Below are 11,955 nucleotides of genomic sequence, written 5' to 3'. Positions count from 1 at the left end.
CGCGCTCCGGTTACGCCGCATGGCGGGCGCGCGACGTTAGTTCGCGCGTGGCGGGAATCAGTTCGCGGCCGTAGTCGATCGCGTCTTCGAGCGGGTCGAAGCCGCGGATCAGGAACGTCGTGACGCCGAGCGCCTGATATTCGGCGAGCGTTTGTGCGACCTGTGCCGGTGTGCCGACGAGCGCCGTCGAATTCGAACGGCCGCCGATCTCCCTGGCGACCGCGGTCCACAGACGCTCGTCCGCGCGCACGCCGTCGCCGCCCGCCGCTAGCAGACGCCGCGCGCCTTCGCTTTGCAGCGGGCCGCCGCGCGCGAAGCCTTGCTCGACGCGCAGCCGGCGCGTCTCGTCGAGAATGTGTTCGGCGCGCTCCCACGCGGCTTTTTCCGTCGACGCGAGGATCGGCCGGAACGACACCGAAAAGCGCACGCTACGGCCATGTTTCGCGGCTTCGGCTCGCACGCGCATGATCTGCTCGTGGACCTGCTGTTTCGATTCGCCCCACAGCGCGTAGACGTCCGCGTATTTGCCCGCGACTGCGAGCGCGGGTTCCGACGCACCACCGAAAAAGATCGGCACGTGGGGCGTCTGTTTCGGCTTCACATCGGAGAAGGCTTTTTCGAAGCGGTAGAAACGGCCTTCGTGATCGAACGGGCGCTCTTCGGTCCAGACCCGGCGCAAGATCTGCAGATACTCGTCGGTGCGCGCGTAACGCTCGTCATGGCTCAGAAAGTCGCCGTCGCGCCGCTGGTCTTCGTCGCTGCCGCCGGAGATGAAGTGCACCGCGAGGCGGCCGCCGGAAAAATGATCGAGCGTCGCAAGCTGGCGCGCGGCCAAAGTCGGCGCGACGAAGCCCGGCCGATGTGCGAGCATGAAATGCACGCGCGACGTCACGCTCGCCGCATAGGCGATCGTGATGGTCGCGTCGGGACTGGTCGAGCTGTGGGGCACGAGGATGCGGTCGAAGCCCGCGTTTTCGTGGGCTTGCGCGAATGCGCGCACGTAGTCGGTGTCGATCGCGGGACCTTGCGGAGCATGCGTCTCCGAGACCTTGCGTTGCTGGATCATGCCGATGAATTCGACGCTCACGGTAGCTCCTTTCCGGATATTCGTTTCGATGGAGAAATGGCAGCGGAAGCAGACGTGACGCAGTGCACGCCTGCGGGACGAATTCAGGCTATCACCGGGTTATGCAAACGATAAATATTATATTTAGCTAAAGATATAGAGCGTGCATGTTAGGCGCGACCGAAAGCTTTGCACCAAACGAGTGCGACCGGCACGAGTGTGTGCATCGATTGGCACTTTCATCGGCTCAAAATGGAGCACTCCTGTTCTCTTATAGGGACGTAAAAAAATCTTCGCGATGATCCCGCTATTAATCTGAAGAATGAGAACGTATTGCCGATAACCAGTTATGTCCGGTACTGCGTTTCGCGTCGGTATGGCCTTGTGTTACAGCGGACGCCAAAGCGGTGATGTACCTGCTTATCCGTTCGGGTTCTTACATTCTCAACAAAGCGAACTATGAATTTCGGCAATATGAAACTCGGCGCCAAGCTGATCAGTGCTTTCATCCTGGTTTCGATCATCAGCGCTGTTGTCAGCGGGATCGGCCTGCGCAACATGGCGCAGATCAGCGCGAACGCAGACAAGACGTATCGGCAGGACCTTGTCGGGCTCAACCTGATACAGCAGGCTAACACCGACGTACTGCGAGTCGGCACCTATCTGCGCAACGCGGTTCTGGCCACGACGGCCGCACAGCGGGCTGGCTCGCTCGATCAGGCTGACAAGGCCCTTGCCTCGGCACGTGAGCACCTCAATCAGGCGGAGCCGCTCGTCTATACCGACAAAGGCAAGGCTACGTTCGCCGACCTCGATCAAGGTTGGCAGGACTACATCCAGGCCTTCAATGAAATGAAAGGCAAGATCAACGCGGCGGCGTTAGGGGATCGGGACAGCCTGACCGAATACATGCTGGGCGAGTACCACCACAAAGGCTTCAAGACCCTCGTGCTGATGGGCAATCTGGTTGCCCTGAAACAGGCCGACGCGCAACGGACAGCTGAATCCAACGATGCCGTGTACGAGCAAGGTCGAAATCTGATGCTGATCTTCGTGGCGATGTCCGTGTCGATCGGCGTGGGAATCGGCATATGGATGATGCGTAGCGTAACGCGGCAACTGGGTACGGAGCCGGCGACGGCTGCTGCTGTGGCCAGAAGCGTGGCGGCCGGCGACCTGAACATCAGTATCGCCCTGCGGCCAGGCGACACGAACAGCCTGATGGCGTCGTTGAAAGCCATGTGCGACGCCCTGGTGCAGGTCGTATCAGAGGTGCGCGAGAACGCCGAAGGTGTCGCGACTGCGAGTGCGCAGATCGCACAAGGCAATCTGGATCTGTCGAGCCGCACGGAGCAACAGGCGGCGTCGCTCGAAGAAACGGCTTCCAGCATGGAGGAACTGACTGCGGCGGTCCGCCACAACACGGACAATGCAACGCAGGCTGCCACGCTCGCGGGTACAGCCTCGAGCGTCGCGCAACATGGCGGCGAGATCGTCGGGCGCGTGGTGGACACAATGCGTGACATCTCCACCAGCTCGGCCACGATGTCCGAGATCATCGGCGTCATCGAAGGCATCGCCTTCCAGACCAACATCCTCGCGCTGAACGCAGCGGTCGAAGCGGCGCGCGCGGGAGAACAGGGACGGGGCTTCGCTGTCGTTGCGGGCGAAGTCCGCACGCTCGCGCAGCGCAGTGCGACTGCCGCGAAGGAAATCAAGGAGTTGATCTCGGACTCTGTCAGCCGGGTGGAGGCAGGCTCGATGCTCGTCGAAGAAGCGGGCGGTGCGATCAAGGAAATCGTGCAGTCAGTGAAGCGCGTGACCGACATCGTGGGCGAAATCTCGTCGGCATCGAGCGAGCAAAGCACGGGTATCGAACAGGTCAATCAGGCGGTCAACCAGATGGACCAGGTCACACAGCAAAACGCTGCGCTTGTCGAAGAGGCGTCGGCGGCAGCCCAGACAATGGCACGGCAAGCGGAAAGCCTGCGCAAGACGGTCGCATTTTTCAAGGTCAACGGCGAGAAGGCTGCTTCATCGCGAGCGACGACGCAAGCGGCAGTACCGCAACGGACGGCCCTGAACCGCGCCCGGTCCTCTGCTGTAACACCGGCAAAGGTTGCGAGGAGACCAGTTCCCTCTTCAGAAGGTCCGGTAGTCGTCGCCGCCGCGACTGAGACGGACTGGCAGAAATTCTGAGCGATTCCGACCGGTTCCGGGTGCTGGATGACGTCGATTCATACCGTCGGCGCGTGCCAGCCCCGCGGGAGTCGAGCGGGCGAAGATCCGCGATACACGTGCGCCGGACGGCTATCAATTCGCCGCGGCGACTGCCTCAGGCACGGAGGCAGCGTGGATGATCAACAGTGCAGCCAGGGCGTGTGATTGTGGACGGAGACACCCGGGCCCGCCGGTCAAGCGGGTTCGAGGAAATAGCGTGATGCGCGACTGCACTCGACGTGCAGCGCCTTGAATGTCGTCTCGCCGTCTCCGCACTGGCCATCGCCGATCTCGTCTCGTGCCGCTCCGACATGCAGCGCGTGACGGGCAGATGCGCAGCGGTGAGATTCGATTAACGGTAACTCGTGAGATCGTAATCAAAACTATGGGATCAAACGCTCCGCTCAATGTCTCGACAATGGTTGTGAACTCGTTGGAGTCCGCCGGAATAGACCACGTGTTCCTGGTCCCGGGCAAACTGATCTATCCGCTGCTGGACGCAATCGACAACTCCCCTTTGATTCGCGGAATCGTAGGCGCTCATGAGACTGGCAGTGCTTTCATGGCCGATGGCTATGCCCGCGCCAGCCGGAAATTCGGCGTTTGCGCAGGGATTTCCGGCCCAGGCACGATGAATTTCGTTCCCGGCATGGCGGCCGCTCACGCAGACCGGATTCCGATGCTCTATATTGCCGGCGGGATCTCGTCGCATGCTGAAGGTAAAGGGGCGTTCCAGGATGCCACGCCCGGAGGCATTTTTGAAAGCGGCGTGGTCAGAAGTCTGGTGACGGATATCGTCGAGCTAAAGAACAAGGAAAATACTCAGGCCGAGATGCGTCGTGCGACCGAAGGGTTGAACTGGATGCGTCGAGCGCAGTCATTCATCAGTATTCCCGTAGACGTTCAAAAGCAGGATGTCCTGCCCGGTCAGGACGTGGCACGGCAACCCTACGCTCACCGCGAATTTAACGCGTGCGAAGTGCCCGCGAACCGCGCCGCTCTGGATGCGCTGTGCGATCAGTATCTGTTTCAGTCGAAGAGAGTCGCGTTTCTGGTCGGAAGTCGCGGCAATGATGCGGAAACTGCAAAGCTTCTTCTCGAGGTTGCCGAAGGCTTTCACATTCCAGTCGCAACGACACTATCGGGAAAAGGTGCATTTCCTGAGCAACATGCCCTTGCACTAGGTGTGTACGGATTTTCAAGTCATTCGCGCGCTGCACGGGTGATCAACTCCGACGAACTTGATGTACTAGTCGTGTTTGGTAGCGACCTGAACCAGCGAGACAGCATGAACTGGAGCAGGAGGCTGACAGGGGGGAAGGAGCTATTCATCTTTGATGACAGCTTCGATTCACCGGCGATGGGGCACATTTCGCGTCAAGGAATCTTCTCCGGAATTTCCGCGAGCTTCCGGTTGCTGGCCCAGAAAGCCGCGGACAACCCTCCCGGGCTGCCGCAGGCACTGCAAAGAAGAAAGGGGTGGATTGCCGAGATCAACGAGACCCCCCTGTACGACCACCGGTTCGAGCAGTTAGGAGCCCGAGATTCCAGCGGTGACGAAGCGCTATATCCTGGAGACGTAGTTAAGCACTTGTGCCGGATGCTGCCGAAGGACAGCAACGTCGTGGTGGATTCCGGAGCCCACCGCATCTTCATGGCCCATTACTGGCTGTCGTCAGGTAAGGGCAACTACTTTTCGTCGAGCTCGCTCGCCCCGATGGGCTGGGCCATCGCAGCCGGAATCGGCGTCAAGCTCGCGGCCCCAGAACGCCCGTGTGTCGTGGTGACGGGCGATGGCTGCATGATGATGCACGGCATGGAGATTCAGACTGCGGCTCGATACGGCGTGAAGGTAATCTACGTGGTTCTGAATAACGCCGCGCATGGCGCAATCCATATCGACGCTATCAGGAGTGGTTCGATTTCAGAGCAGTTCACCAAGTTGCCCTGTCATAGCTGGTCGGCTTTTGCATCATCGATCGGTGTGGCCGCGCGCGCGGTTGAGCGCATCGACGAGCTTGATGGCGTATTGAGTGAAGCTTGTCAATATGACGGCCCCTTTCTGATCGAAGTCATCACCGGAGTTTTTCCCGCGCCGAACCGGTACTATGCAGAAGCCGAAGCCTGTTCGTGAGATTCCATCCTTCAACGCGACAAAGCCAACCGCATTGCTGAACGACACCGCAATCAGACCGTCTGAACGCCGCGCCGCGGTTGTCAACGAAATGTCATTCGAACCGCCTAAGTTTAGACGTCCGAGCCGATGGCAAGGCTCGACGCGGCGATGAGGCACGCCGGGCCTGCGGAATGCGCAAGTGAGGGATCGCGGCGCGTAGCTTGCTGTAACCATTGAACCGGTCAGTCAATCTCGTGGAGGCAAACCATGCTGTTCAAACGAGGAATTGCAGTTCTTGCCGTTGCTCTACCGCTCGCGGCCGCGCAAGCGCAAACCGTCAACATCACCGGCGCGGGCAGCACTTTTGCGGCCCCGATCTATAACAAGTGGGCTGACGCCTACCAAAAGGCGGGAGGCGGCAAGGTCAACTACCAAGGCATCGGTTCAGCGGGCGGCATCAAGCAGATCCTCGCGAAGACCGTTGATTTCGCAGGTTCCGATGCGCCGATGAAGGACGACGAACTGGCGAAGACTGGCCTGTTCCAATTCCCGACCGTGGTCGGCGGCGTCGTGCCGGTCGTGAACCTGCCCGGCGTGAAGCCGGGTCAACTCATTCTGTCGGGTGCCGTGCTTGGCGACATCTATCTGAACAAGATCAAGAAATGGAACGATCCGGCGATCGCCGCGCTGAATCCGGGTATGAAGCTGCCAGATACGGACATCGCCGTGGTGCGCCGCGCCGACGGTTCAGGCACGAGCTTCATCTGGACGAACTTTCTGTCGAAGGTGAACCCGGAGTGGAAGTCGAAGATCGGCGAAGGCACGACGGTGAACTGGCCGACCGGTACGGGCGGCAAGGGCAATGACGGCGTTGCCGCGTTCGTGCAACGCCTGCCGGGCGCGGTCGGTTACGTCGAGTGGGCATATGCGAAGCAAAACAACATGATCTATACCAGCCTGAAGAATTCGGCCGGTACCGTGGTTGCGCCGAAGACCGAAACCTTCAAGGCGGCCGCCACCGGCGCGGACTGGAAGACGTCCTTCTACCAGATCCTGACGAACGAGCCCGGCAAGGACGCGTGGCCGGTCGTCGGCGCGACCTTCGTGCTGCTGCATGCGACGCAGGACAAGCCGGCGCAAGGCGCGGCAACGCTGAAGTTCTTCGACTGGGCGTTCAAGAACGGCGGGCAGGCCGCCAGCGATCTCGACTACATATCGCTGCCGGATTCGGTCGTGTCGGAAATCCGCGCGCAATGGAAGACCAAGGTCAAGGACGCATCGGGAAAACCGGTGTTTCAGTGATGGCCTCGGCGCAACCCGCCTCAAACAGCTCGTGATCGAGCATGGGCGAAATCAATTGAGGCAGATCAATTGACTGACGCGCGGAGGCGGGTAACGTGTGTGTGACGGTCCTTTATCACCGCACGCTCGGACCAAGCCATGGTCACGCGCAACGTCGAGGATGTCATCAGGCAGATTGCCGCCGCTACCGAGACTCCCGAGGAAACGGTCTCGCAGATGTACGCGCAGACGCGGATTGAATACAGCGAAGGCGCACGAATCACGGACTACCTGACGGTGCTGGTCGCTCGTCGTGTGCGGGACGACCTGCGCAGGCGGCAACGGGATTCGCATTGAGAGTCGGTGCCGAGCGTTCAGGCTCGTCTGCTTTTGGTCAATCGCCGTTGTGCGATGCCGCCTTCGCGCCGAAGCGCTCGACCATGAATTCGATAAAGCTCCGAAGCTTCGGCGACGTCTGTCGCTCACGCAGATACAGCAGATTCTGTGGCCGCTCGGGCGCGGCAAACGCCAGCAGCACTTCGATCGACCGCTTCGCTCGCAGATCCGCGGCCACCAGAATCTCGGGCAGCATTGCGATGCCCATGCCGCGCAACACCGCCCGTCGCAGCGCTTCAGAATTGTCGACCGCTTCGGTTGGCCGGCAATTTTTCTGATCAACGTGGGCTGTTCGGTTCGATGGTGCGGCCGGAGCTCAATCATCTTGCCGAAGGGTTGCATCTCGCTGCGATTCTGGCCGCTGTGGTGACGCTCTTGCGCCTCCTGAGCATAGTGATCGACCTCAGGATATCTGGATGACGTGCACAGACTATGCCCCACATAACGCGAGACGGCGCCAGGCGCGCAATGTGCTCGGAAATAGACCCGGTGATTGCTTTTGCGGCGAGGGCGTCGTGTGCACCGCGCCATGCGCCGCTAGAAATGCCGTCAACGGATCATCGGAGCGCACGGTAATTTTTGCAGCGCAGGCAACCGGCGCCATTGGCCGAAACCACAAGGAGAAATCGATGACCCTGCTCATCTATCTGGTCGGATGGATCATTTTCATTGGCGGCGTCGCGTGGGGATTGATGGCGCTGCATGTCGCGCAGCACATCATCGCAATCGTGGCCGTGATCCTGCTCGGCATTGCGGTGATTACGGGCGCCACGCGTGCGCGTAATCGCGATCGGTCGTCATAGCCTTTGGCGTTTGCTTGTCGGATCCATCAGGTGGGAACGCTCATCACATGCCACGCTACGGCACGCTCGCGATGTACCATGTCTGCGTGAAATCTCGCGCTGGATATCGTGGAGTACTTCATGGGAAGCGCATGGAAACGCCGCTTCAAACTGTTTATCCAGCGTTTCTGGCAGCCGACCAGCGCGTGCATGACCTGTATGCCGGGGAGCTGGGGCAACATCATGAGCCTCACGCACTGGGCGATCGCATTCAAAACCGGGCTGCTCACCGGTGTGCTCGCCCTGCTGCTCACCTTCACGCCGGCGGCGAAGTGGTACGGGAATCGCTATAGCAACGCGCTGCTCGTCGGTTGCCTGACCGCTATCGGCGATGCCTACTCTCATTTGAGCCACTACCGCTCTCATGTTCTCGAACACGTCGCGACGGGGGTCATGTCAGGCCTGTTCGCGCTCGCTGCGTCGTACCTGTTCGAGGACCGCGCGCGCCGCATACGCGCGGCGTGGTCGCGTTTGTTCGGATAATAAGACTTCGATCTCGAACATCGTGAGACCTCACGATGAGTGTTGCGCGTGACACGTTCGTGCCGGGATAGATCGCGGTGAATTGTTCGCGTCAGTGCGGTGACGAAAGCAGTTTGAAGCGCTTCCACAGCTTCTTCAATGTCTGATGATCGGCCGCGACGCGTGACGCGAGGAAGCCGCGTGCGAAGGCCGCGCCCGAGACCGCTTCCGGCGACGTTTTCAACAACGACTTCAGAAGCTGATCGGCGACGACGGCATCGTTGCGCCAGCCGAGATCATCCTGAAGCGCGGTGAGCGCGTCGACATAATGGCGAACGGCCTGCTTCGGGCATAGCGACGCAAAGAACTCGGTGGCGTATCGAACTTTTTTCGCCGCGATGCGGGCGCGGTGACGACGGTGATCGTCCAGATCGGCCAAACCCTTGCCACGTTTGATCAGTTTCTTGTGCCGACGACGCAGGACATCGGCGGCGAATGACTTCACCGGGCCGCTGATTGCGTTGCGCTGTTCGTCGGACATCTCATCGCGCCAACCTTTGCAGTTCAACCAGAGCGCGAACTGGAGCGCGAGCCGCGTGTAGCGAACCGACTCGACCGCGGCAGCCGCGCGCTGCCGGTTGTTGACGGCAATCTGCTCGCACGCCTCTCTGACGGGCCGGATCTCGTCCGCATTGCCGTCGGCTCCGGCGTGTTCGAGCGTCGATGCCGCAAGCACTTCCCAGTCGCGCGCGGCGCCGAGCTCCGAGGCAATCCAGCGCAACTCCTCGTCGAATCCGGACGAGGCGGGGATGACTTTCGCAAACAGGTCGAGAGCCGAACGCAAGCGGCGAAGTCCCACGCGCATCTGATGGACGCTCGATGGATCGTGGCCCGACACGACGCCCCGTTCATTCGCGTGGACCTGGTCCAGACAGTTGCGCACAATCACGCAGAACGCATCCTCGACCGAATCGCGTTTGTTCAGTCGCACTGGTTGCGCTTTCACCGCCTCGCTGTGCTCGTCAATGAGCAGTGCATACCCGATATCTGCCTTGCTGCGATGATCGATACGCAGCGGCACAGTTTCGAGCATTTCCAGCGCGACGCGGTACAGCACATCCGGATTGCCCTGTTTCAGTTCCAGTTCCACCGCGGCGATCTGCACTGATCCTGAATCCGCCTCGACGCTTCCTTCGTCGAGAGCAAGCTCGAGTTCGTCTCCGGACGGCTGGCGCAGCACAAACACTGATCGGTTGATCCGCGTGACGAACACCGGCTTCAGTTGGGCCGCAACGGTCTCGTCGCGAATCAGTTTTCCGCAGTCGCTGTCGTCGGGGATCTGGTCGTACAGCAGCGTTAGATCGGGCGCGTCGCTATTCACGGGCATCTCGAACTCGTCCCGGTCGAACAACCCCGCCTTGGCCGATCCTTCGCGCTTCAGCGTCTGGATTTTGTCGTTGCCGACGGTGCGCACCCGCAGCGAAGCCCCGCACCAGTGAAAAGAAAAATCGGGCGTGTCGAAATAGGTGCTCGTCAGCAGGTGAGGCGTTCCCGCTGTGGCTTCTGATTGCGCAAGTATCGACGCGTTACGCAATTTGACGAGATCTTCGTTCGCAACGCGCAGCTTCAGCTCCCGTTCCATGCCGCCTCCGAAATGAGCACCAGACTGTCAGACTACACCGGATTGGCTGGACCGCGTCACGGCCGATCGTCCCCAGTGGTTTCAGATAAAAGTTGCACACGGAAAAAATGGATGAGACGGTGGACGAGCCTGGCGCGAATGCCTGTACACGTTGGGACATCTTGATTAGGAAATGATCATTTCCTATAATCGCCGTATGACTACACGCAACCATGCTGCCAGACAGCCACGCGCTCCAGGTCGTCCACGCGAATTCGAAATGGACGTCGCGCTGGACGGCGCAATCCAGATTTTTCGCGAGCGCGGTTATCAAGGGACGTCTCTTGGCGACCTTGGGTCCGCGATGGGGCTCACGGCCGGCAGTATCTACAAGGCGTTCGCCGATAAGCGAGCGGTATTCCTTGCCGCGCTCGAGCGCTACATCCACCTACGAAATGGCCAGTTGCAGAGCCTGCTCGACGTGGAGCAGACCGGCCGCGACAAGGTACGGGCCATTCTGCGGTTTTATGCTGAGTCTGCAATTGGCGAAGAGGGTAAGCGAGGCTGTCTCGTAGTCGGAAGTGCAGTCGACCTGCTGGCCTTCGATGATGAGGTCGCGAGTCACGTGGTCGCGTCTTTGCAGCGAACGGAGCGTCTGTTGTGTCGTTTGGTCCGAGTGGGCCAGACAGACGGTTCGATCGCGTCCGCCGTGGATCCGGACGCTACCGGCCGCGCACTGCTGAGTCTGACGCAAGGTTTCAGGGTCGTCGGCAAAGTCGGGCGATCCCGGGCACACATGATGGCGGCGGCGGATCAGGCCATGCGTCTGCTGGACTAAGCACAGCAAGACATAGCATCGCATGACCTCCGCGTGCCGCTCACCCTATTAGGAAATGTCCATTTCCTAACATGATCCGCCAATGAGAAAAGCCGCTCAACGGTGTCATCCCCCAACCCAGAGGAGTTTCGTTCGTGAAAATACATCACTCGCCCATGCCATCAGGGAGTTCCGGAATCGTAAGCACGTTGCCAGTAGCAAGGCCCGTGGTGGGGCTAGCAGGATTCGAGCACAAGTTCGCAACCGTAGACGGACTGAGGCTGCACTACGTCACCGGTGGAAACCCACAGGGCGACGTGGTCGTGTTGCTCGCGGGCTTTCCCGAGAGCTGGTTCGCCTGGCGCAAAGTGATGGGACTGCTTGCAAAGACCTACCGAGTCGTCGCACTGGACCTTCCCGGACAAGGTGATTCGGATCGTCCGATAGACGGCTACGACACACAAACCCTTGCGAGCCATGTTCATGGTTTGCTCCAGCAACTGGGGATGACCCGGTACTTTCTTGCTGCACACGACATTGGAGCGTGGGTGGCTTTTCCTTACGCCGTAATGTTCGGCGACGAGGTCCGGCGACTCGCGCTGCTGGATGCGGGGATCCCCGGCGTGACGTTGCCTGATGCGTTGCCGAGCGCGCCCGAGCGTGCATGGCGCACCTGGCATTTCGCATTTCACGGGCTACCGGACCTGCCGGAAGTGCTGCTCGCCGGCAAGGAACGTGAATACCTCGACTGGTTTTTGCGGCGAAAGGCGGCCAATCCCGATACTTTCACTGACGCCGATATCGATGAATATCTACGCATTCTCAAGAAAGACGGCGGCTTACGCGCGGGCCTTGCGTATTACCGGGCCGCGCATGTGTCCGCCCAACAGAATGCAGAACTGAAGCAACGAGGCATGCTCGACCTGCCACTGCTGACGCTCGGTTCCGATCAAGGTTCCATCGCCGATATGGCAACACCTTTGAGAGCCTTTTTCACCGACGTCAAAGGCCGCACCATCAGTCACTGCGGGCACTTCATTCCAGAAGAACAACCGCGCGCGGTCGCCGACGAACTCACTGCTTTCTTTGGAAGCGAAGAGGGGTAACGGGGCTGCGTGGGCGCAACATGCCGCG

General features: G+C 60.2%; 11 protein-coding genes and 1 pseudogene. 9 read left to right on the top strand and 3 right to left on the bottom strand.

Annotation, left to right across the window (positions count from 1 at the left end):
- Positions 1-10 precede the first annotated feature (10 nt).
- Positions 11-1,087 (bottom strand): LLM class flavin-dependent oxidoreductase, encoded by a 1,077-nt coding sequence (locus tag OKW28_RS21055; RefSeq protein WP_429448530.1) that lies wholly within the window; start codon positions 1,085-1,087, stop codon positions 11-13.
- 438 nt (positions 1,088-1,525) lie between these two features.
- Between OKW28_RS21055 and OKW28_RS21050 the strand changes: the two genes are divergently transcribed.
- From OKW28_RS21050 to OKW28_RS21035, 4 genes are all read left to right on the top strand, one after another.
- A complete protein-coding gene (locus OKW28_RS21050) occupies positions 1,526-3,265 on the top strand; it encodes a methyl-accepting chemotaxis protein (protein ID WP_429448528.1) in 1,740 nt (579 codons plus the stop codon).
- Positions 3,266-3,617: 352 nt separating this feature from the next.
- Positions 3,618-5,420: a thiamine pyrophosphate-binding protein gene (locus OKW28_RS21045; RefSeq protein WP_429448526.1), complete on the top strand. Its 1,803-nt coding sequence runs from the start codon at positions 3,618-3,620 to the stop codon at positions 5,418-5,420.
- Positions 5,421-5,669: 249 nt separating this feature from the next.
- On the top strand, positions 5,670-6,704 hold the full coding sequence (gene pstS / locus OKW28_RS21040; protein ID WP_429448524.1) for a phosphate ABC transporter substrate-binding protein PstS: 1,035 nt from the start codon (positions 5,670-5,672) through the stop codon (positions 6,702-6,704).
- Between the two features lie 138 nt (positions 6,705-6,842).
- Positions 6,843-7,040: a DUF3562 domain-containing protein gene (locus OKW28_RS21035; RefSeq protein ID WP_429448522.1), complete on the top strand. Its 198-nt coding sequence runs from the start codon at positions 6,843-6,845 to the stop codon at positions 7,038-7,040.
- Between the two features lie 37 nt (positions 7,041-7,077).
- On the opposite strand, the pseudogene OKW28_RS21030 reads toward OKW28_RS21035, so the two are convergent.
- Positions 7,078-7,329 (bottom strand): annotated as a pseudogene (locus tag OKW28_RS21030) (LysR substrate-binding domain-containing protein); the annotation flags it as partial.
- 8 nt (positions 7,330-7,337) lie between these two features.
- On the opposite strand from OKW28_RS21030, the gene OKW28_RS21025 reads away from it, so the two are divergent.
- From OKW28_RS21025 to OKW28_RS21015, 3 genes are all read left to right on the top strand, one after another.
- On the top strand, positions 7,338-7,499 hold the full coding sequence (locus OKW28_RS21025) for a hypothetical protein (protein ID WP_429448521.1): 162 nt from the start codon (positions 7,338-7,340) through the stop codon (positions 7,497-7,499).
- Between the two features lie 209 nt (positions 7,500-7,708).
- Positions 7,709-7,882 (top strand): hypothetical protein, encoded by a 174-nt coding sequence (locus tag OKW28_RS21020; RefSeq protein WP_013093753.1) that lies wholly within the window; start codon positions 7,709-7,711, stop codon positions 7,880-7,882.
- 120 nt (positions 7,883-8,002) lie between these two features.
- A complete protein-coding gene (locus OKW28_RS21015) occupies positions 8,003-8,404 on the top strand; it encodes a hypothetical protein (protein ID WP_429448520.1) in 402 nt (133 codons plus the stop codon).
- 91 nt (positions 8,405-8,495) lie between these two features.
- On the opposite strand, the gene OKW28_RS21010 is transcribed toward OKW28_RS21015, so the two are convergent.
- Complete coding sequence (locus OKW28_RS21010; protein ID WP_429448518.1) at positions 8,496-10,025, bottom strand: CHAD domain-containing protein; 1,530 nt, start codon at positions 10,023-10,025, stop codon at positions 8,496-8,498.
- 259 nt (positions 10,026-10,284) lie between these two features.
- Between OKW28_RS21010 and OKW28_RS21005 the strand changes: the two genes are divergently transcribed.
- The gene (locus OKW28_RS21005; RefSeq protein ID WP_429448516.1) at positions 10,285-10,842 is read left to right on the top strand and encodes a TetR/AcrR family transcriptional regulator; all 558 of its coding nucleotides are present in this window, start codon (positions 10,285-10,287) and stop codon (positions 10,840-10,842) included.
- A gap of 155 nt (positions 10,843-10,997) precedes the next feature.
- On the top strand, positions 10,998-11,927 hold the full coding sequence (locus OKW28_RS21000) for an alpha/beta fold hydrolase (protein WP_429448826.1): 930 nt from the start codon (positions 10,998-11,000) through the stop codon (positions 11,925-11,927).
- The last annotated feature ends 28 nt before the right edge of the window (positions 11,928-11,955 follow it).

Source organism: Paraburkholderia sp. 40 (assembly GCF_050434105.1).
Lineage (GTDB): Bacteria > Pseudomonadota > Gammaproteobacteria > Burkholderiales > Burkholderiaceae > Paraburkholderia > Paraburkholderia tuberum.
This window is presented reverse-complemented; position numbering and strand designations above follow the sequence as displayed.